We start from the raw sequence: 19,656 nt of genomic DNA, 5'->3' as shown, positions 1-19,656 counted from the left end.
CGGGGAGGAACGATCGCGGTGCCCCACCCGACCACCACGAGGACGTGGCGGCCGCTGCTCGCCGCCTGCCTCGCCGTACCCGCGCTGGCGGCCTGCTCCGGCGAGCCGGGCGCGCAGGCCCCGGCCTCGTCGGCCCCGCCTTCGACGTCCGCCGCGGCGTCGGCGTCGACCACCGCTCCCCCGCCGCCACCCGCCGACGGCAGCTCGTCCGCGCCCGCGCCGGTGACGAAGCCGTCCGGCGCGCCGCCGTCGGTGCCCGGCTCCTGCGGCACGGTGACCGCCGCCAGCGGGCTGACGCTCTACGTGTTCGACAGCGGCTCGGCCGGCGTCAGCTGCGTCGCGGCGACGAAGCTCGTCGGCGACTTCCACCGCAAGATCGCCGGGCGCCAGGGCGCCGGCTCGAACGACGCGGTGAACGAGACCGTCGACGGCTGGCTGTGCACCTCCGGGCCGCCGGCCGCGCAGGGCGGCACCACCTGCACGAAGGGCGAGCAGACGGTGTTCGCCGCCGTCGTGCCCTCCGAGTGACCCCTCCCGATCCGTTTCCGCTCTTGAAGGGCCCATGAAGACACTCGCGTACCCCCTGCTGCTCGTCGCCGCGGCCGCCGTCCTGGCCGGCTGCGGCGGCGGTGACCCGGCGCCCGCCGCGCCGTCCTCCGCCGAGCCCGCTGCCGTGCCCGCCGCGGCCGCGGCCGCCGGGTCGACGGCCCCCGGCGTCCCCTGCGGCGACGTCACCGGCACGGGCGGCGCGAAGACGGCGGTCGTCGCGCACGGCCAGGTCGACTGCGCCGCGGCGACCAAGCTGCTGAAGGACTACTTCGCGAAGCTGACGCCGGCCGACGCGAACGACGCCGACGGCCCGGGCCCGATCGTCCTCGGTGAGTGGACGTGCGGCAGCGGCGCCGGCGACCCGGTGACGGCGTGCTCGACCGAGGACGGCCGCCAGGTCGAGGGCACCCGCGGCTGACCGGGCGCTCGCCGATGACGTGAATGACTCATTCACGTCATCCGGAACGGGCCCGGTCAGCCCTTGAGGTCCGGGAAGTCCTCTTCGCGGTACTCGGTCCCCTCGGCGCGCTTCGGGTCGCTCTCGCGGCCCCGCAGCTCGACGCGGCGGATCTTGCCCGAGATCGTCTTCGGCAGCTCCGCGAACTCGAGCCGCCGGATGCGCTTGTACGGCGCCAGGTGCTCGCGGCAGTACGCCAGGATCGACCGCGCGGTCGCGGCGTCCGGGGAGAAGCCCGAAGCCAGCACGACGTACGCCTTGGGCACCGCGAGCCGGATCGGGTCCGGGGCCGGCACGACCGCCGCCTCCGCCACGGCCTCGTGCTCGATCAGCACGCTCTCCAGCTCGAACGGCGAGATCCGGTAGTCGGACGCCTTGAACACGTCGTCCGTGCGCCCGACGTACGTGATGTAGCCGCGTTCGTCGATCGAACCGACGTCGCCGGTGTGGTAGAAGCCGTTCGCGAACGCCGCCGACGTCCGCTCGTCGTCATCCGCGTAACCGGTCATCAGGCCGACGGGACGGTGCTGCAGGTCGAGGCAGATTTCACCTTCCGACGCGCGCTCGCCGCTGACCGGGTCGACCAGCGCCACCACGAACCCGGGCAGCGGGCGGCCCATCGATCCGGGCACGACGTCCTGGCCCGGTGTGTTGGCGATCTGGACGCTGCTCTCGGTCTGGCCGAAGCCGTCGCGGATGGTGACGCCCCACGACTTCTGCACCTGCTCGATCACCTCGGGGTTGAGCGGCTCCCCCGCCCCGACGACCTTCTTCGGCGGCGTCTTCAGCGCCGTCAGGTCGGCCTGGATCAGCATCCGCCACACCGTCGGCGGCGCGCAGAAGCTCGTGACGCCGCAGCGGTCCATCTGGGCCATCAGCGCGCCCGCGTCGAAGCGGTTGTAGTTGTAGAGGAAGACCGTCGCCTCGGCGTTGAACGGCGCGAAGAAGTTGCTCCACGCGTGCTTCGCCCAGCCGGGCGAGGAGATGTTCAGGTGGACGTCGCCCGGTTCGAGCCCGATCCAGTACATCGTGGACAGGTGACCGACCGGGTACGAGACGTGCGTGTGCTGCACCAGCTTCGGCTTCGCCGTCGTACCGGAGGTGAAGTAGAGCAGCAGCGGGTCGCCGGCCTTCGTCGGGGCGTCCGGGGCGAACTCCGGGGACTGCGCGAACGCGGCCGAGTACTGCTGCCAGCCCTCGACCGGCTCCCCCACCGCGATCCGCGTGTAGTCGCCGGAGACGTCCGCGAACTTCGGCGCGTCCACCGAGCGGACCACGACGTGCTTCGCCGCGCCGCGCTCCACGCGGTCGGTCAGGTCGGCCGGGCCGAGCAGCGTGGACGCCGGGATGATCACGGCGCCGAGCTTGATCGCGGCGAGGATGGTCTCCCACAACTCGCCCTGGTTGCCCAGCATGAGGATCAGCCGGTCGCCGCGGCGGACGCCGAGACTCCGCAGCCAGTTCGCGACCTGGTTGGACCGGCCGGACAGCTCCGGGTAGGTCCAGCGGTTCTCGGTGCCGTCCTCCTCGACGATCCACAGCGCGTACCGCTCGGCGTTGTCCGGGTCGTGCGCGACGACGTCGAACCAGTCGATCGCCCAGTTGAACTCGTCGAGTGACGGCCAGGCGAAGTCCCGGTAGGCCGTCTCGTAGTCCTCGCGGTGGGCCTGCAGGTAGTCCCGCGCGACGCGGAACGCGTGGTGGACCTCCGAAGCGGTCACGGCTGCCTCCTAGTTACTCGCCCTTGAACTCCGGCGGGCGCCGCTCCAGGAACGCCTGGACCGCTTCGCCGAGGTCCTTGCTGGGCAGGAACGCCGAGTTCCATGCCGCGACGTACCGGAGGCCGTCGGCGACCTGGCGCTCGGTGTTCGTCGCCAGTACCTGCTTCGTACCTTGCACCACGAGCGGCGGGTTCGCAGCGATCTCCCCGGCGAGTTCCCGCGCGGCCTTCAGCAGCGCGTCCTGGTCGGCGTGGACGTCGTTGACGAGACCGATCTTCTCGGCGCGCGCGGCGTCGATGTCCTTGCCGGTCAGCGCGAGCTCCCGCAGGTGCCCTTCGCCGATGATCGAGGCGAGCCGCTGGAGGCTGCCCAGGTCGGCCACGATGGCGACGCGCACCTCGCGGACGCTGAACTTCGCGTCGGCGCTGGCCAGGCGGATGTCCGCGGCCGCGACGACGTCGACCCCGCCGCCGATGCACCAGCCCGAAACGGCCGCTACGACCGGTTTGCGGCATTCCGCGATCGAGCTGACCGCCGCCTGCAGCGACCGGACCTGGTCGAGGAAGGCCGTCCGCGGGCCGGCCAGGTTCTCGCCGCCGAGCATCGGCGCCCAGTCGCCCATCATCGCGGGCAGATCGAGGCCGTAGGAGAAGTGCTTTCCGCTGCCGGTCAGCACGACCGCCCTGACCTGCGGGTCGGCGTCCAGCGCGCGGAAGACCAGCGGCAGCTCGCGCCAGAAGTCCGGCCCCATCGCGTTGCCCTTCGACGGGCCGAGAAGCGTCACTTCGGCCACGGGGCCGGCGACGTCGACCTTCAGGGAGACGAGATCGGGCAAGCTGTCAGCGGTAGCGGTCATGGGGGTCATCTTCACCCATGACCGCGCCGGGCCGCCATTGGCACCTTGTCAACTGATGGGGACGTCACTGTGCCGAAGCGGGCCGGGGATGCTTTCCTGAACAGAGGTCACCACGACACGGGGAGGACGGTGGGACATGAGCCCGGCCAGCGCGACCGCGATCGAGCCCGATCCCCCCGCCGCCCCGGCGCGGCGCGCGTCCCGCCCGATCGAGCTGACCGGCTCGTTCGAGCACGAGGGACACCGGCTCTGGTACACCGAGTTCGGCAGCGGCGACCGCGTCGTCGTGCTCACCCACGGCATCATGCTGACCCGCCGCATGCACGCGCCCCTCGCGCGCCGGCTGGCCCGCGCCGGGTTCCGGGTGGTCACGCTCGACCTGCTCGGCCACGGCGACTCCGACCGGCCGACCGAGTCGTGGCTCTACTCGATGCCGTCGTTCGCCGAGCAGACCCTGGCGCTGCTGGACCACCTGGAGGTGTCCGCCGCGGTGATCGGCGGGACGTCGCTCGGCGCGAACGTCTCGCTGGAAGTCGCGGTCCTGGCCCCCGACCGGGCCCGCGGGCTGATCGTCGAGATGCCGGTGCTGGACAACGCGATCGTGGCGGGGCTGATCACGTTCGCGCCGCTGCTGATGGCGGCCCGGTTCCTGCCGGTGACGGTCCAGGCGGTGGCGCTGGCGGCGTCCCTCGTCCCGCACGGCAACCAGTGGGTCGACGTCGTGACGGACACGCTCTCGCAGCGTCCCGCGCCGATGGCGGCGTTGCTGCACGGGGTGCTGTTCGGCCGGATCGCGCCCCCGAAGTCGGTGCGCCGCAAGATCACCACGCGGGCGCTGGTGATCGGCCACCAGGGCGACCCGATCCACCCGTTCGGCGACGCGGACACGCTCGCCGTGGACATGCCGGACGCGGAGTTCGTCCAGGCGCGCAGCCCGGTGGAGCTGAGGTTCGACCCGACCCGGCTGTCCGACGCGATCCGGGATTTCGCCGCGAGCTGCTACGAGGACTGAGATGCTGCGCCCATGCCTTTGGTGTGGGTGACCGGCAACTCCGGGGCCGGCAAGTCGGCGGTCTGCGCGCTCTTGAAAGACCGGGGCGAGCTCGCGGTCGACGCGGACATGGAGGGCTACAACCACTGGGTGGACCGGACGAGCGGGCAGGTCGTCGCCGATCCCCCGGATCCGGTCCCGGCGGGCTGGCTCGACCGCTTCGGGTGGAAGACCAGCCGCGCGCGGGTCGAGGCCCTCGCGGCGGAGGCGCGCGAAGAGGTCGCGTTCTTCTGCGGCTCCACCGAGAACGACGAAGAGGTGCGGGATCTCTTCGACCTCGTGGTCTGCCTGGTGGTCGACGACGACACGCTCCGGGACCGGCTCCTGAGCCGCACTTCGAACAGCTTCGGCAAGCACCCGGAAGAGATGAAGGCGGCCCTCGACGCCAACAAGGGCGCCGAGGCCGCCTACCGGAGGCTCGGCGCGACGATCGTCGTCGACGGCTGCCGGCCGCCGGCCGAGGTCGCCGACGCGATCCTCGCCGCCGCCTACGAGGATTGAACCGGCGCCAAGCCCGCCACCGGGCCGATGACGATGATCGCCGGCGGCCGGACCCCCGACGCCGCCGCGTCCGTGACCACCGTGTCCAATGTGGACCGCAACGTTCGCTGGGTCCGCATCGTGCCGTCCTCGATGATCGCCACCGGGGTGTCCGCCGGGCGGCCGCCGTCCAGCAACGCCTTCGCGAACTGCGGCAGCCGCTCCACGCCCATCATCAGCACGATCGTGCCGCGCATCCGGGCCAGCAGCTCCCAGTCCACCAGCGACCGGTCGTCGCCCGGGGCGACGTGGCCGGAGACCACCACCACCTCGTGCGCGACGCCGCGGTGGGTGACCGGGACGTCCGCCACCGCCGGGACCGCGAACGCGCTCGTGATGCCCGGGACCATCGTCACCGGGACGCCCGCCTCGGCGCAGGCCAGCACCTCTTCGAAGCCGCGGCCGAACAGGTACGGGTCGCCGCCCTTGAGGCGGACCACGAACTTGCCCTCCTTGGCCTTCTCGATCAGCGTCCGGTTGATGACGTCCTGGCTGGCCGCGCGGCCGTAGGGGATCTTCGCCGCGTCCACGACCTCGACCTCGGGCGCGAGCTCGTCGAGCAGCTCGCGCGGCCCCAGCCGGTCGACCACGACGACGTCGGCGCGCGAGAGCAGCCGGCGGCCGCGGACGGTGATCAGCTCCGGGTCGCCCGGGCCGCCGCCGACCAGGGCCACGCCGGGGAGAGTGCCCTCGGGGTGCGGGCGGCGGCCGTCTTCGATCGTGCCGTTGTGCAGGCCGTCGAGCATCGAGTCGCGGACCGCCGCCGAGCGCAGCGGCTCGCCGCCGGACAGGACACCGAACAGCAGGCCGCCGTGCCGCCCGGACGCCGGCGTCACCGCGGAGCCGGACTCGCCCTCGTCGGCGCGGACGCAGAAGACCCGCTCGCGCTCGGCCTCGGCGCAGATCGCCGCGTTGACGTCCGGGTCGTTCGTGCAGGCCAGGGCGTACCAAGCATCGCGAAGGTCGCCCTCGGCGTAGCCGCGCTCGTGCCAGACCAGCTCGCCCGCGTCCGCCATCCCCTGCACCGACGGCGTGGTGTGTGGCGACACCAGTTCGATGCGCGCGCCCGCGCTGATCAGCCGCGGTAGCCGCCGCTGGGCCACCGAGCCGCCGCCGAACATCACAACGCGGCGGCCGGTGAGCTGGAGGCCGGAGAGGTAGTGCGGGTCGTCCATGGGCGGGAGTTTATTGACGGTTCACCCGCGCGCCAGCCCAGCGTGGGTCACGCCACCCGGAGAACCTTCCGGGTGGCGTGACCACGTCAGCTCGTGCGGCCGGCCGCCGGGTACGGCAGCAGCGCCATCTCCCGGGCGTTCTTGATCGCCGTGGCGACCTGCTTCTGTTGCTGCGGTGTCAATCCCGTCACGCGGCGGGCGCGGATCTTGCCCCGGTCCGAGATGAACTTCCGCAGCAGCTCGACGTCCTTCCAGACGACCTCGGTGACCTTCGCGGCGCGCAGCAGGTTCACCTTGCGCTTGACCGGGCGATCCCGGTTCGGCCTGGGCATCCGGCTCACCAGCTCGACTTCGTGACGCCGGGCAGCTCGCCGCGGTGCGCGGCCTGCCGCATTTTCACCCGCGACAACCCGAACTTCCGCAGGTAGCCGCGCGGGCGCCCGTCGGCGGCGTCGCGGTTGCGGATGCGCGTCGGACTCGCGTCGCGCGGCAGCTTCTGCAGCGCGACCACGGCCGCCCCCTTCTCCTCCGGAGACGACGACGGCGATGCGATGACGGCCTTGAGCTCGCGGCGCCGGGCGACGTACCGCGCCGCGACCGCCTTCCGCTGCTCGTTCTTCGCGATCTTCGACTTCTTGGCCATCAGCGCTCTTCCTTGAACTCGACGTGCTTGCGCGCGACCGGGTCGTACTTCCGCAGGACCATCCGGTCGGGGTCGTTCCGCCGGTTCTTCTTCGTGACGTACGTGTAGCCCGTGCCCGCGGTGGACCGCAGCTTGATGATCGGGCGGACGTCGGTGCTCTTCGCCATTACAGCTTCACTCCCCTTGCCTTCAGCTCGGCCACGACGGCCTCGATGCCGCGCTTGTCGATCGTCTTCATGCCCTTGGCGGAGACGCGCAGCCGCACCCAGCGGCCCTCGCTCGGCACGAAGTACCGGCGGTTCTGCAGGTTCGGCTCCCAGCGCCGGGATGTGCGGCGGTGCGAGTGCGAGACCTGCTTGCCGAAGCCCGGCTTGCGGCCGGTGACCTGGCACACGGCGGACACGAGACCTCCCAAGTTGGTATCGGTTTTCGTTTTCATCTACTCTACGCACCGTACCCCGCCCGTATTCCTGGAGCCCTCGTGACCCCTGATTCCCGCACCCCGCTCGTCTTGGTGAGCGGCCTCGCGCCGGGACCGAACGCCACGCTCGCCGAACTGCTGCGCGTGGCCGGGCCCGGCACCGCCGTCGTCCACCACGACCTGCGCGAGATCCACTCCGGCGTCGTCCGCCGCCGGCTCCGGCTCGAGCAGCGCGACCAGCTGACCGTGCTCGAGCTGGCCCACGGCTGCGTGTCCTGCACGCTGCGCGAAGACCTCCTCCCGCTGCTGCGGCACCTGGCGCGGATGCCGCAGGTCCGCCGGATCGTCGTGCGGCTCGACGAAGCCATGGAGCCGGAACCGGTGAGCTGGGCGATCCGGAACGTCCTGGTCGGCGACCACCCGGTGAGCGACGACGTCGACCTGCGCGCGGTGCTCACCGTCGTGGACTGCGCGACCTTCCTCGCCGACGCGACCGGCGACGACGTCCTGGCCGAACGGAACCTGCAGGCCAGCCCGGAGGACGAGCGCACGGTCGCGCAGGTCGCGCTGTCGCAGGCCGAGTTCGCCGACGTCCTCGTGCTGGCCGGCGCCGCGACCGACGCGTGGACCGCCGCGAAGGCGTCCGCGGTCCTCGACCGGGTCGCGCCGTCGGTGCCCCGCGTCGAGCTGAGCCGGATCGACGGGCACAGCGTGCTCGACGCCGTTCCCGCGGACGCCCGGCGCGGCGAGGTCACCGACATGCACGGCGCCCTGCTGCGCGGCCAGCCGCCGGTGCACGTCGACTGCGGCATCGGGCTGGTCACCTTCACCGCGCAACGGCCGTTCCACCCCGGGCGCCTGCACGACGCCCTGGACGTTCTGCTCGACGGCGTCGTGCGGACCCGGGGGCGCGCCTGGGTGGCGAGCCAGCCCGATGTCGCGTTCTGGATCGAATCGGCCGGCGGCGGCCTCGGCATCGGCCACGCCGGGCCGTGGCTCGCCGCGCCGGACGGTCCGGAGTGGACGGACGTCTCCCCCGAGCGCCGGACGCTCGCGTCCCTGCGGTGGCACCCGGTGCACGGCGACCGCGCGCAGGAGCTCGTCGTCGTGACGGACCAGACAACGCCCGACGAGATCGACGCGGCCCTGCGCGGCGCTCTACTGACCGAAGAGGAACTCGCGGCAGGACCCGAGGCGTGGGCGCGCTACCCCGACCCGTTCGGCGACTGGCACGAAGAACCGTGCGAGGACACCGAACCCGACCCGGCGCGGCACGACGCGACCGCGGCGAACCGAAAGGAAGACCAGTGAAGACCGGAATCCACCCCGACTACCACCCCGTGGTGTTCAAGGACTCGTCCACCGGCGACGCGTTCCTGACCCGCTCCACCATCACCTCCGACAAGACGATCGAGTGGTCCGACGGCCGCACCTACCCGCTGGTCATGGTCGACATCAGCTCGTGGTCGCACCCGTTCTGGACCGGCACCCAGCGGATCATGGACAGCGCCGGCCAGGTCGAGAAGTTCCACCGCCGCTACGGGAAGCGGGGTACGCGCTGATGGCCGTCCCGAAGCGGAAGAAGTCCCGCAGCAACACACGTTCCCGGCGGTCTCAGTGGAAGGCGGCGGTGCCGGACCTGGTGCCGATCAAGGTCGACGGCGAGGTTCGGCTGGTTCCGCGGCGGCTGATGCGGCACTTCCACTCGTGAGCGTCCCGGTCACGGTGTTGTCGGGCTTCCTCGGCGCGGGCAAGACGACGCTGCTCAACCACATCCTCGCCAACCGGGCGGGCCTGCGGGTCGCGGTGATCGTCAACGACATGAGCGAGGTCAACATCGACGCCGGCCTCGTGCGCTCGCGGGAGCGCCTCGTCGAGCTGACCAACGGGTGCATCTGCTGCACCCTGCGGGAGGACCTCTTCGAGGAAGTGGCCGCGCTCTGCGCGGAGGACCGCTTCGACCACGTGCTGATCGAGTCGAGCGGGATCTCCGAGCCGATGCCGGTGGCGGCGACGTTCACGTTCCTGGACGGCGTCGCCCACCTCGACACCATGGTGACGGTGGTGGACGCGGCGAACTTCGCCCGCGAGCTGGCGGCCGGCGACTCCCTCGTGGAGCGCCGGCTCGACCAGTACGCCGGCGACGAGCGGACGGTCAGCGACCTGCTGATCGACCAGGTCGAGTTCGCCGACGTCCTGCTGCTGAACAAGACGGACCTCGTCCCGGACGCCGAGCGCCTGGTGGCGACGCTGCGGCGGCTCAACCCCGTCGCGGACGTCGTCACCGGCAGCTTCGGGAAGGTGCCGCTCGACCGGGTCTTCGGGACGGGCCGGTACGACGCCGAGCGGGCGCAGGAGGCGCCGGGCTGGGTGGCCGAGCTGAACGGCGACCACGTGCCGGAGACCGAGGAGTACGGGATTTCGAGCGTGGTCTTCCGCGCCGGGCAGGCGTTCGACCCGGCGGCCCTGTGGGACTTCGTCGCGCGACGGCTGGACTCGGGCGAGTTCGGGACTGTCTTGCGGTCCAAGGGGTTCTTCGCGCTGGCGTCCCGGCCCGGGGTGACCGGGCTGTGGTCGCAGGCGGGCTCGGTCGCGAGGTTCGAGCCGCAGGGGGTGGCCGCGGAACCGCGGCAGGAACTGGTGTTCATCGGCGTCGATCTGGCGGGCGAGGCACTCCTCGCGGCCTTGCGCGCTTGCCTCGGGGAGACGACCGGGCCGGACCCGTTCCCCGAGTGGGAGCCGATCCACGTTCATTGACCGCGGCGGAAGAATGGCGGCATGGACGGGCGGGGATATCTGGAGAAGCTGATTTCCGACAGTCTGGGCGCGGGCCGGGGGCAGCCGATCGGCGGCCGGCGAAATTCGCTCGACCGCCGGATGATCCGCGGGGTGGCGATCGGCCTGGTGGCCGCTGGGACGCTGCCGCAGGAGGAAGCCGACCGGATCCTCGCCGACCTGGACGAGACCCTGCGACGGGCCGGCTGGCTTCAGGTCGTGCACGGGGAAGCGTCGACATCGGCCCGCTTCGAGCCGACGGCCAGGCCGGTGGGCGCCGAACGCCCCGAGTGGCGCCAGGCGATCGAAGCGCCTCCCACCCCGGTGGTGCGGCAAGTGGTTTCGCTGGCCGGCCGCACCCTCGATGTCGGCGAGCTGACCGCGGACCTGGTGAGCCTGGAGGTGTGGTCGGCCTTCGCCGTCCTGACCCTCGCGCACGGTGACGTCGAGCCGAGCCGGATACGGGAGCACCTGGCCCTGCGTACGCGCTGGCGCGGGTGGGACGACGCCGGAACCCAGTACCGCGGCGGCAGCCGAGGCGGGTCCGGCTCACACGGCTTGCTCGTGGAGCGGCTCACGTTCGAACCCGGGCCACCGGACGAGGCCCGGGAGCTCACCCTGGCCGTCGAGTCCTCCGGCAGCCAAGCCGCCGTCGTGATCCCGTTGACCGGCGAAAGCTCCCGGCACACCCGATAACGGCCGGTCCGTCCGAGTTGATCAACCCAGGTTTATCAGTCTAGGTTGACGATCGTGACGGACGAGGACCTCCTCCAGGCGAGCGCGGACCTGCGCGTCGCGCTGGGCCGGGTGATCCGACGGTTGCGGCAGGGGTACGTCGTCGGGGAGCTGACGCTGCCCGAGCGGTCGGTGCTCTCCCGGCTCGACCGGGAGGGCCCGGCCACCCCGGGCTGCCTCGCCGATCTCGAACGCGTCAAGCCGCAGGCCATGGGCGTGACCCTGGCCGGGCTGGTCGAGCGCGGGCTCGTCGAGCGGCGCAAGGACGACTCCGACGGCCGCAAGGTGCTGATGTCGGTCACCGAAACCGGCGTCAAGCTGCTCACCGACCGCCGTTCCCGTACGACCGAGAAGATGGCGACCGCGCTGGCCGAGAAGTTCACCGCGGCCGAGCAGCGCGAGCTCATCGCGGCCATCCCGCTCATCGAACGGCTGGCGGACGAACTGTGAGCTACAAGTGGGTCGCGCTGTCGAACACCACGCTCGGCGTGCTGATGTCCGCGCTCGACGGCTCGATCGTGATCATCTCGCTGCCGGCGATCTTCCGCGGCATCGGCCTCGACCCCCTCGCCCCGGGCAACATCGGCTACCTGCTCTGGATGATCCTCGGGTACCTGCTGGTGCAGGCCGTGCTGGTGGTGACGCTCGGGCGGCTCGGCGACATGTTCGGCCGGGTCAAGATGTACAACCTCGGGTTCGTCGTCTTCAGCGCCGCCTCGGTGGCGCTGTCGTTCGACCCGTTCCACGCGGGCGGCGGCGCGCTGTGGCTGATCGGCTGGCGGATCGTGCAGGCCGTCGGCGGGTCGATGCTGACGGCGAACTCGGCCGCCATCCTCACCGACGCCTTCCCCGCCGAGCAGCGCGGGATGGCGCTGGGGGTCAACCAGATCACCGCGCTGGCCGGGCAGTTCCTCGGCCTGGTCGTCGGCGGGCTGCTCGCCGAGATCGACTGGCGGGCGGTGTTCTGGGTGAGCGTCCCGTTCGGGCTGCTCGGCACGATCTGGTCGATCCGCAGCCTCCGCGAGGTCGGGACGCCGAAGCGCGCGAAAGTCGACTGGGGCGGCAACGTCACCTTCGCCGCCGGGACCGCGTTGCTGCTCGCCGCGATCACCTACGGCATCCAGCCCTACGGCGGCGCCGCGACCGGCTGGGGCAGCCCGTGGGTGCTCGGCGGGATCGGCGCCGGCGTGCTGCTGCTCCTGCTGTTCGGCGTCATCGAGACCCGGGTCGCCGCGCCGATGTTCCAGCTTTCGCTGTTCAAGATCCGCGCGTTCGCCGCCGGCAACGTCGCCGCGTTGCTGACTTCGGTGGCTCGTGGTGGCATGCAGTTCATGCTCATCATCTGGCTGCAGGGGATCTGGCTCCCCCTGCACGGCTACGACTACGAGCGCACCCCGCTGTGGGCGGGGATCTACCTGCTGCCGTTGACCGTGGGCTTCCTGATCGCCGGGCCGGTGTCGGGCTACCTGTCCGACCGGTTCGGGGCGCGGCTGTTCTCCACCGGCGGGCTGCTGCTGGTCGCGGCGGCGTTCCTCGGCCTGCTGGCCCTCCCGGTGGACTTCCCCTACCCGGCGTTCGCCGCGCTGCTCGTCGTCAGCGGGATCGGCCAGGGCATGTTCTCCGCGCCGAACACGTCGGCGATCATGAGCAGCGTGCCGACCGAGCAGCGCGGGGTCGCCTCCGGCATGCGGGCGACGTTCCAGAACTCCGGGACGTCGCTGTCGATCGGCGTGTTCTTCTCGCTGATGATCGCCGGCCTGGCTTCGTCGCTCCCCCAGACACTGACCAGCGGGCTGCAGGCCCACGGCGTCCCGGCCGGGGTCGCCGACGGCGTCGCGCAGCTGCCGCCCGTCAGCACGCTGTTCGCGGCGTTCCTGGGCAGCAACCCGGTCGGGCACCTGCTCGGCCCGGACGTCCTTTCCGGGCTCGCCCCGGCCGACCGCTCGGCCCTGACCGGCGGGGAGTTCTTCCCGCAGCTGGTGTCCGGCCCGTTCCACCACGGCCTGGTGGTCGTGTTCACCGCGGCCGCGGTGATGGCCGTCGTCGCCGCGGTGGCGTCCGCCTCGCGCGGCAAGCGTTACTTCCACACCCCCGAGGGATCGAAGGAGAACCGATGACCGACGAGATCGTCGCCGGGACCGTCACCATCACCGGCCACGGCGGGGACGAGCTCGAGGCGTACCTGGCCAAACCGACCGACGACACCCCGCGCGGCGGGGTCGTGGTGATCCACCACATGCCCGGCTACGACGCGGCGACGAAGGAGATGGTCCGCCGCTTCGCCGTCGAGGGCTACAACGCGCTCTGCCCGAACCTGTACACGCGCGAAGCGCCGGGCGCGGACCCGGACGACGCGGCGGCGACGGTCCGCGCGTCCGGTGGCATCCCGGACGACCGCCTGGTCGGTGACGTCTCCGGCGCGGCGGACTACCTGCGCGCGCTGGAGAACGCGAACGGCCGCGTCGGCGTCATCGGGCACTGCTCGGGCGGGCGGCACGCGTTCCTGTCGGCGTGTTCCCTGGACCTCGACGCGGCGGTCGACTGCTACGGCGCCTTCGTCGTGAACGATCCGCCGGAGGCCATGAAGCAGATGAAGCCGTTGCTGGGCTTGGCGCCGCAGCTGTCGTGCCCGCTGCTCGGCATCTTCGGCGCGGACGACCAGTTCCCGAGCCCGGACGAGGTCGCCGTGCTGGCGGCCGAGCTGGAGAAGCTGGGCAAGGAGCACGAGTTCCACACGTACGCGGACGCGGGTCACGCGTTCTTCGCGGTCGACCGCCCGAGCTACCGGCCGGAAGCCGCGAAGGACGGCTGGGAACGCATCCTCGACTTCTACTCCCGCACGCTGACCGCCTGAGAGGACCTCGCATGTGCACTTACCTGACGGAGAAGTTCGAGCTCGAGGGCAGCGGCAAGGGCGCCCGCGGCTGGTTCCGGTTGAACGAGGGGACCGTGTACGTCGACCACCCGGTCCACGCGCCGTACGCGCACACGGTGAACATCGACTTCCGCAACCCCGGCTTGGGCGCTTCGGCCCGCGTCGCGCTCGAACTGACGGAGGAGGACGCCTTGGCCCTGGCGGACGCGATCCACGCGGCCGTCAAGTCGGCGCCCGAAGGCTTGGCTTCGCGGAACCAGTGATTCAGGGCGTGTAGAGCGCGCCCAGGAATTCCAGCAGCAGCCGCTCCCGCAACGGCGCCGGTGCCGTTGCGAGGAGCGCGTTGATCGGGGCCATCCGGTCCGGCAGTCCCGAAGCGCCGCCCAGACCCGCGGCGGCGAGGAGGCCGGCGAACTGCTCCGCCGTCAAAGTCGCCGGGTCCAGCGCGGCGACGAACTCCGCCACCGCCGGGTCCACCGTCACCGGGCCGGCCTCGCGGGCCGCGTCCACCGAAGCCGCGAGGTCGGTCAGGAACTCCTTCTCGCTGCCGTGGTTCGCCGCCGTCACCGTCAAGTGCAGGTTCACCGGGGACGACAGGTGGGCGAATTGCGGCTGGACGTACCAGCCCCGGGCCTTCATCTCGTCGGCCACCGTGAACAGGTCGAAGCCGTCGTCGCCGGTGAACGCGATCAGCGTCGACACCGGGTCGCCCAGCACGCGCAGGCCGTGGATCTCGGCGATGCCGGACCGGATCCGGGAAACCGCTTCCCGTGTGGACGCCGCCAACGAAAGGTAGCCCTCGGGCCCGAGGTGGCGCACCACCGCCCACGCCGCCGCGAGGGGGCCGCCCGAGCGGGTGCTCTGGATCGTCGTGTTCAGCATCGTGTAGCCGGGCCAGGCCGCGCTCGCGAAGTAGTGCGACCGCCGCAGCTCCGCCGACGCGTGCAGCAGCACCGATGTCCCTTTCGGACAGTACGCGTACTTGTGCAGGTCCACCGAAATGCTCGTCACGCCGGGGACGCGGAAGTCGAACGGCGGCACGTCGGCGCCGAGGCGCGCGAAGTACGGCAGCACCCAGCCGCCGATGCACGCGTCGACGTGCATCCGGACGCCGCGGTCGAAAGCCGCAGCCGCGATCGGCGCGATCGGGTCGAGGACACCGTGGGCGTACGACGGCGCGCTCGCCACCACCAGCACCGTCGAGTCGTCGATCGCCGCCGCCATCGCCGCCGGGTCGGCGCGGAACGTCACCGGGTCGACCGGGACGTCGATCCGCCGCAGCCCGAACAGGTGCGCCGCCTTGTGGAACGCCGCGTGCGCGGTCGTCGGCAGCACGATCGACGGCGACTCCACCGAAGGCCGCGCGTCCCGGGCCGCGAGCACCGCCAGCAGACAGGACTCCGTTCCACCGGAGGTCACCGAGCCGACGACACCCGGAACGTCACCGAGCAGAGAAGACGCCGCCGAAACAAGGTCGTTCTCCATGCGCAGCAGGCTCGGGAACGCCGTCGGATCGAGGCCGTTGGCCGACGACGCCAGCGCGTGCGCCGCCGCGCCGAGGGAGTCCACTTCGGACAGCCCGCTGTCGTAGACGTAGGCCAGGGTGCGGCCGCCGTGCGTCGGCAGGTCACCCGCGCGCAGTTCTCGCAGCGCCGCGAGGACGTCCTCAGGCCGGCTCATGCCGCGGCTCCAGGACCTTGCGCCGCAGCAGCGGCAGCGCCAGCGCGATGAGCACGCCGGGGATGATCGACGACCCGATCAGGATCGCCACGATCGCGCTGTGCGGCTGGAAGGCCGTCGCGTCCGTGCTGGAGACGTACCCGCCGAACGCGAGGATCAGCGCCCACAGCCCGCCGCCGAAGGCCAGGCCGAGCGTCTCCCCCGCCGTCCACACACCGGCCGCGATCCCGGCGCGGGTCTCGCCGGTGCGCTCCTCTTCGGCGGTGATCAGGTCCGGCAGGATGGCCAGCGGGAACACCGAAATCCCCGCGTACCCGACGCCGCACAGGGCCACGAAGACGAACGACACGACCAGCGGGATCGACTGCGCGAACACCAGCCCCAGCAGCCCGATCGCGAACGCCCCGGTCGCCAGGCGGAAGCCGTTCAGCTTGCCGACGCGGTCGCCCAGGCGCGGCCACAGCGGCATGGTGACCAGTGCCGGCCCGACGAAGATGACGAACAGGATCGTGCCGTACTTGTCGCTGCCGAGGATGCGCTGGGCGAAGAACGGGATCGCGGCGAGCACCGTGCCGATGCCCAGTGCCTGGATGAAGTACGTGCCGAGCAGCCAGCGGAACGGCCGCCAGCCGGCCAGCGTGCTGACGAGCTCCTTGAGGCTCACGGTGTTCGGCCGCAGGGAGCCGACCGGTGCGTCCTTGAGCCCGAAGTACACCAGCAGCGTCGCGGCCAGCACGATCAGCCCGATCACCACGGCCATGATCCGGTAGCCGGCGACGCCTTCGATCGCGGCGGTGATCGCCGGGGCGCCACCGCCGCAGATCAGGATCGTCACGGCCAGCACGCCGATCCGGACGCTGGTGAGCTTCGTGCGCTCGGTCGCGTCTTCGGTCAGCTCGGCGGGCAGCGCGTTGAACGGCACCTGGAACAGCGCGTACGCCGTGGCGCAGGCGGCGAACAGGACCGCCACGTACAGCGCGTCCGGCAGCGGCCCGCCGAGCCCGGGGTGGGCGAACATCGCCGCGAACAGGATCGCGACCCCGACGCCGCCGATCAGCAGGAAGCGGCGCCGGCTGCCGGTCTTGATCAGATCGGCGTCGGACAACCGGCCGGCGACCGGGTTGAAGAAGAAGTCCCAGGCCTTGGGCACGAACACGATGGCGGCGGCCCAGCCGGCGGGCACCGCCATGGTGTCGGTGAGGTACTTGACCAGGACCAGGCCGGGCACCGTCCCGAAGGACCCGGTGACGAACGAGCCGAGCGAATAGCGGAACCTCGTCCGGCCGGACAGCGTCGCCATGGTCCTCCTCGAAACAGGCGTACCGGGTGCAGGCCATGAGTATTCGATCTCGGCGAGCACCCGGTAGGGATCGAGGGGAATCGTGCCATCGTCGTGACCAAGGCCACGACAGGGGCCCGCGCTAGCCGATCGCGCGGGCGATCTTCTCCAGTGTCGCCGCGTCACCGCGCAGGAGCAGCTGCGTGACCACCGTTTCCTCCCACGCCTGCAGCTCGTCGCGGATCTTCGCCGCCGGCCCGATCAGCGAGGTGTCCTCGACCAGCGACGTCGGGATCGCGGCGGTCGCCTCGTCCTTGCGGCCGGCCAGGTACAGCTCCTGGACCTTGTCGGCGACGTCCTCGTAGCCGAGGCGGGCGAAGACGTCGTGGTGGAAGTTCACGCTCTTCGCCCCCATGCCGCCGATGTACAGCGCGAGTGAGGGCTTGATCCAGCTCGCCGCCTCCTCGACGTCGTCGTGCACGATCACCGGGATCGAGCACGGCACCTCGAACGTCTCCAGCGTGTGCCGGGCCCCCTCGCGGGCGAACCCCTCCTCCAACGCGGCCTTGTAGAAGCCGTTGCTCTTCGGGGAGAAGAACAGCGGCAGCCAGCCGTCGCCGATCTCGGCCGAGAGGGCGACGTTCTTCGGCCCCTCGGCGGCCAGGTAGATCGGGATCTCCTTCCGCAGCGGGTGCACGGTCGGCTTCAGCGCCTTCCCGAGTCCCGTACCGCCCTTGAGCGGCAGCTGGAAGTGCTGGCCGTCCAGCGTCACCGGGGCTTCCCGGGCGATCACCTGCCGGACGATGTCCACGTACTCCCGCGTCCGCGCCAAGGGCTTCGGGTACGGCTGCCCGTACCAGCCCTCGACGACCTGCGGGCCGGACGCGCCCAGCCCGAGCACCATCCGGCCGCCGGAGAGGTGGTCGAGCGTCATCGCGCTCATCGCCGTCGCGGTCGGGGTGCGCGCGGACATCTGCACGATGTTCGTGCCGAGCCGGATCCGGCTGGTGGACGCGCCGTACCAGGCCAGCGGCGTGAACGCGTCCGAGCCGTACGCCTCCGCCGTCCACACCGAGTCGAAGCCGAGCTCCTCGGCCTTCACCACGGCTTCCAGCGCGCCCGGCGTCGGACCGCTGCCCCAGTACCCGACGTGGAATCCCAGCTTCACGAATGCCTCCTAGGTGTTTCGACGGACGTTCGGCGCGTAGTGCTCCGGCTTGCCCCGCTCGGACAGCGGCGGCAGGTTCCTGGGTGGAGTCTCGACCAAGGGCGCGTCCGGAGCCACCTCGCCGCGCACGCGGCGCCAGCCGGCGCGCGCCCGCGGGTGGTAGCGGCGGTCGTGCGGGACGAGCTTGAACACGGCGTTGATCAGCTTCCCGACCCGGCGGTGCCGGCGCGCGTCGCGTTCGGACCAGCGGAAGCCGAGCAGGTCGCGGACCTCGCGGTCGTAGAGCCCGATGGTCAGCCAGCGGAAGTTCTTCGCGACCAGCGCGCTGACCGGCCGCCAGAGCACGTCGGGCAGCCACGGCAGGAACGGCGGCTTGGCGATCCCGCGCAGGTCGAGGACGTCCCGGGTGGCCTTGTTGTCCTCCAGGACCTCGGCGCACATGTGCTTCCAGTAGCGCTGGAAGTCCTCCCAGCTCGCCGGCACCGGCCGCATGGTCATGCCGTACATCCGCCACCACGTGACGTGCTCGTCGAACAGCCGCCGCTTCTCCGCCTCGCCGATGCCGCCCATGAAGTGGTCGGCGATGAGGATCGTGCTGACGAAGAACGTCGAGTGCGCCCAGTAGTAGGTGTCGGGGTCGAGGGCGTGGTAGCGCCGGCCTTGCGCGTCGACGCCCTTGATGCGGTCGTGGTAGCCGCGGACCGCCAACGCGGTCGCGTGCGCGCGCGGACCGTCGTAGACGACGCCGCCGATCGGGTAGAGCGAGCGGAAGAGCCGCTGCCAGCGCTCCTCGAAGAACCGCGAGTGCTGCTCGACGCCGGCACCGAGGCCGGGGTGCATGTTCTGCATCGAGCCGGCCCACAAGGCGATCAGCAGGCCGCGCCAGTCACCGAAGTACTTCCACGTCAGCGAGTCCGGGCCCAGCGGTGCTGTGACATCCGGGGCTCCGCCCCGGGCCGGGGGCTCCGCCACCCGGGCCCCCTCAAAGCGTTCCAAGGCATCCATCGGCGGCTCTCCTCGTCGAGTCCAACTGACTACGGCTGTTGTCAGGCTAGGATCTGACAACACGCGTAGTCAACCGAGGAGTGATCATGCCGGGCCGCACGTGGGCGGGCACGACCCTGGACGACCGGAAGGCGCAGCGGCGCGCGCAGCTCGTCTCCGCGGGCCTGGAGCTGCTGGGCACCGAGGGCTCGGCCGGGACGAGCGTGCGCGCGGTGTGCCGGCACGCGAAGCTCACCGAACGCTACTTCTACGAGAGCTTCAGCGACCGCGAAGAGCTGGTCGCCGCCGTCTACGAGCACGTCGGCGAGCAGGCCCGGCAGGCCTTGGTGGCCGCGGTCCGGGACGCGCCGACCCCGGTCCTGCGCGCCGAGCACGCCGTGCGCGCGTTCGTCGAGCTGATCGTCGACGACCCCCGCAAGGGCCGGATCCTGCTGCTCGCGCCGCTGACCGACCCGGCGCTGACCCGCCGGGGCCTGCACCTGCTGCCGGTGTTCGCCGCGCTCGTCGGCGAGCAGCTGTCCCACGGCGACGAGACCGAACGCCGGATGGTCGCCGTCGGGCTGGTGGGCGCGCTGAGCAACGTCTTCATCGCCTACCTCGACGGCTCGCTGAAGGTCTCGCGGGAGCGGCTCGTCGCCCACTGCGTGAAACTCGTGCTCGGCGCCGACGACCACTGACGTCCACCTCCTTGCCGACCTCGTGACAGTCGCGCGGCGGATCGGGCAC

At 71.6% G+C, this 19,656-nt stretch carries 25 protein-coding genes; 14 read left to right on the top strand and 11 right to left on the bottom strand.

From position 1 onward, the window contains the following. Window positions 1-18: 18 nt before the first annotated feature. Both ABFJ78_RS12340 and ABFJ78_RS12335 read left to right on the top strand, forming a co-directional pair. Window positions 19-528, top strand: coding sequence for a hypothetical protein (locus tag ABFJ78_RS12340; RefSeq protein WP_436386070.1), 510 nt, complete (start codon window positions 19-21; stop codon window positions 526-528). A gap of 34 nt (window positions 529-562) precedes the next feature. Beyond that, entirely contained in the window at window positions 563-967 is a 405-nt protein-coding gene (locus ABFJ78_RS12335) for a hypothetical protein (RefSeq protein ID WP_436386069.1), read from the top strand. 56 nt (window positions 968-1,023) lie between these two features. Here the strand turns inward: ABFJ78_RS12335 and ABFJ78_RS12330 are convergent, their stop codons facing one another. Both ABFJ78_RS12330 and ABFJ78_RS12325 read right to left on the bottom strand, forming a co-directional pair. Beyond that, window positions 1,024-2,727 (bottom strand): AMP-binding protein, encoded by a 1,704-nt coding sequence (locus ABFJ78_RS12330; RefSeq protein ID WP_436386067.1) that lies wholly within the window; start codon window positions 2,725-2,727, stop codon window positions 1,024-1,026. Between the two features lie 13 nt (window positions 2,728-2,740). Beyond that, window positions 2,741-3,583, bottom strand: a complete 843-nt coding sequence (locus tag ABFJ78_RS12325; RefSeq protein WP_436386066.1) for a crotonase/enoyl-CoA hydratase family protein — start codon at window positions 3,581-3,583, stop codon at window positions 2,741-2,743. A gap of 136 nt (window positions 3,584-3,719) precedes the next feature. On the opposite strand from ABFJ78_RS12325, the gene ABFJ78_RS12320 reads away from it, so the two are divergent. Continuing rightward, complete coding sequence (locus ABFJ78_RS12320; protein WP_436386064.1) at window positions 3,720-4,595, top strand: alpha/beta fold hydrolase; 876 nt, start codon at window positions 3,720-3,722, stop codon at window positions 4,593-4,595. Between the two features lie 12 nt (window positions 4,596-4,607). Then, window positions 4,608-5,135: a hypothetical protein gene (locus ABFJ78_RS12315; RefSeq protein WP_436386063.1), complete on the top strand. Its 528-nt coding sequence runs from the start codon at window positions 4,608-4,610 to the stop codon at window positions 5,133-5,135. Here the strand turns inward: ABFJ78_RS12315 and cobA are convergent. The 5 genes from cobA to rpmB form a co-directional block, all read right to left on the bottom strand. Beyond that, window positions 5,123-6,349: a uroporphyrinogen-III C-methyltransferase gene (gene cobA, locus ABFJ78_RS12310; protein WP_436386061.1), complete on the bottom strand. Its 1,227-nt coding sequence runs from the start codon at window positions 6,347-6,349 to the stop codon at window positions 5,123-5,125. The two genes, ABFJ78_RS12315 and cobA, sit on opposite strands and share 13 nt — an antisense overlap. A gap of 86 nt (window positions 6,350-6,435) precedes the next feature. After that, window positions 6,436-6,681 carry a 30S ribosomal protein S18 gene (gene rpsR, locus ABFJ78_RS12305; RefSeq protein WP_436386060.1) on the bottom strand — a complete coding sequence of 82 codons (246 nt, stop codon included), beginning with the start codon at window positions 6,679-6,681 and terminating at the stop codon, window positions 6,436-6,438. A 5-nt stretch (window positions 6,682-6,686) separates the two neighbouring features. Continuing rightward, window positions 6,687-6,992 (bottom strand): 30S ribosomal protein S14, encoded by a 306-nt coding sequence (gene rpsN, locus ABFJ78_RS12300; RefSeq protein ID WP_436386058.1) that lies wholly within the window; start codon window positions 6,990-6,992, stop codon window positions 6,687-6,689. Beyond that, a complete protein-coding gene (gene rpmG / locus ABFJ78_RS12295) occupies window positions 6,992-7,159 on the bottom strand; it encodes a 50S ribosomal protein L33 (protein WP_003091682.1) in 168 nt (55 codons plus the stop codon). The genes rpsN and rpmG overlap by 1 nt, the downstream gene beginning before the upstream one ends. After that, window positions 7,159-7,395 (bottom strand): 50S ribosomal protein L28, encoded by a 237-nt coding sequence (gene rpmB, locus ABFJ78_RS12290; protein ID WP_372665303.1) that lies wholly within the window; start codon window positions 7,393-7,395, stop codon window positions 7,159-7,161. The genes rpmG and rpmB overlap by 1 nt, the downstream gene beginning before the upstream one ends. A 78-nt stretch (window positions 7,396-7,473) precedes the next feature. On the opposite strand from rpmB, the gene mrf reads away from it, so the two are divergent. The 9 genes from mrf to ABFJ78_RS12245 are packed head-to-tail and all read left to right on the top strand — an operon-like array spanning window position 7,474 to window position 14,061. Then, the gene (mrf, locus tag ABFJ78_RS12285; protein ID WP_436386056.1) at window positions 7,474-8,724 is read left to right on the top strand and encodes a ribosome hibernation factor-recruiting GTPase MRF; all 1,251 of its coding nucleotides are present in this window, start codon (window positions 7,474-7,476) and stop codon (window positions 8,722-8,724) included. Then, window positions 8,721-8,975: a type B 50S ribosomal protein L31 gene (locus ABFJ78_RS12280; protein ID WP_436386055.1), complete on the top strand. Its 255-nt coding sequence runs from the start codon at window positions 8,721-8,723 to the stop codon at window positions 8,973-8,975. Before mrf ends, ABFJ78_RS12280 begins: the two co-directional genes overlap by 4 nt. After that, window positions 8,975-9,124 (top strand): 50S ribosomal protein L32, encoded by a 150-nt coding sequence (gene rpmF / locus ABFJ78_RS12275; RefSeq protein WP_125316285.1) that lies wholly within the window; start codon window positions 8,975-8,977, stop codon window positions 9,122-9,124. The genes ABFJ78_RS12280 and rpmF overlap by 1 nt, the downstream gene beginning before the upstream one ends. After that, entirely contained in the window at window positions 9,121-10,170 is a 1,050-nt protein-coding gene (locus ABFJ78_RS12270; RefSeq protein WP_436386053.1) for a GTP-binding protein, read from the top strand. The genes rpmF and ABFJ78_RS12270 overlap by 4 nt, the downstream gene beginning before the upstream one ends. A 21-nt stretch (window positions 10,171-10,191) precedes the next feature. Next, window positions 10,192-10,884, top strand: coding sequence for a hypothetical protein (locus ABFJ78_RS12265; protein WP_436386052.1), 693 nt, complete (start codon window positions 10,192-10,194; stop codon window positions 10,882-10,884). A 54-nt stretch (window positions 10,885-10,938) separates the two neighbouring features. After that, window positions 10,939-11,373: a MarR family winged helix-turn-helix transcriptional regulator gene (locus ABFJ78_RS12260; protein WP_436386050.1), complete on the top strand. Its 435-nt coding sequence runs from the start codon at window positions 10,939-10,941 to the stop codon at window positions 11,371-11,373. After that, window positions 11,370-13,040, top strand: coding sequence for an MFS transporter (locus ABFJ78_RS12255; protein WP_436386049.1), 1,671 nt, complete (start codon window positions 11,370-11,372; stop codon window positions 13,038-13,040). Before ABFJ78_RS12260 ends, ABFJ78_RS12255 begins: the two co-directional genes overlap by 4 nt. Next, the gene (locus tag ABFJ78_RS12250; RefSeq protein WP_372665310.1) at window positions 13,037-13,777 is read left to right on the top strand and encodes a dienelactone hydrolase family protein; all 741 of its coding nucleotides are present in this window, start codon (window positions 13,037-13,039) and stop codon (window positions 13,775-13,777) included. The genes ABFJ78_RS12255 and ABFJ78_RS12250 overlap by 4 nt, the downstream gene beginning before the upstream one ends. 11 nt (window positions 13,778-13,788) lie before the next feature. Beyond that, complete coding sequence (locus ABFJ78_RS12245) at window positions 13,789-14,061, top strand: DUF6295 family protein (protein WP_086675395.1); 273 nt, start codon at window positions 13,789-13,791, stop codon at window positions 14,059-14,061. 1 nt (window position 14,062) lies between these two features. Here ABFJ78_RS12245 and ABFJ78_RS12240 read toward each other — a convergent pair whose 3' ends face one another. The 4 genes from ABFJ78_RS12240 to ABFJ78_RS12225 all read right to left on the bottom strand — a co-directional run bounded on the left by ABFJ78_RS12240 (window position 14,063) and on the right by ABFJ78_RS12225 (window position 18,897). Beyond that, complete coding sequence (locus ABFJ78_RS12240; RefSeq protein WP_436386047.1) at window positions 14,063-15,478, bottom strand: pyridoxal phosphate-dependent decarboxylase family protein; 1,416 nt, start codon at window positions 15,476-15,478, stop codon at window positions 14,063-14,065. Further along, window positions 15,465-16,778 carry an MFS transporter gene (locus ABFJ78_RS12235; RefSeq protein WP_436386046.1) on the bottom strand — a complete coding sequence of 438 codons (1,314 nt, stop codon included), beginning with the start codon at window positions 16,776-16,778 and terminating at the stop codon, window positions 15,465-15,467. The genes ABFJ78_RS12240 and ABFJ78_RS12235 overlap by 14 nt, the downstream gene beginning before the upstream one ends. Before the next feature lie 121 nt (window positions 16,779-16,899). After that, complete coding sequence (locus ABFJ78_RS12230) at window positions 16,900-17,925, bottom strand: LLM class F420-dependent oxidoreductase (RefSeq protein WP_436386045.1); 1,026 nt, start codon at window positions 17,923-17,925, stop codon at window positions 16,900-16,902. A gap of 9 nt (window positions 17,926-17,934) precedes the next feature. Then, window positions 17,935-18,897, bottom strand: a complete 963-nt coding sequence (locus tag ABFJ78_RS12225) for an oxygenase MpaB family protein (RefSeq protein ID WP_436386044.1) — start codon at window positions 18,895-18,897, stop codon at window positions 17,935-17,937. Between the two features lie 119 nt (window positions 18,898-19,016). Between ABFJ78_RS12225 and ABFJ78_RS12220 the strand changes: the two genes are divergently transcribed. After that, complete coding sequence (locus ABFJ78_RS12220; protein WP_436386042.1) at window positions 19,017-19,607, top strand: TetR/AcrR family transcriptional regulator; 591 nt, start codon at window positions 19,017-19,019, stop codon at window positions 19,605-19,607. Window positions 19,608-19,656: the final 49 nt, after the last annotated feature.

It is taken from the genome of Amycolatopsis sp. MEPSY49, assembly GCF_051337345.1.
In the GTDB taxonomy this organism is placed as follows: domain Bacteria; phylum Actinomycetota; class Actinomycetes; order Mycobacteriales; family Pseudonocardiaceae; genus Amycolatopsis.
The sequence above is the reverse complement of the archived record's forward strand: the minus strand, read 5'-3'. Positions and strand labels throughout refer to the sequence as shown.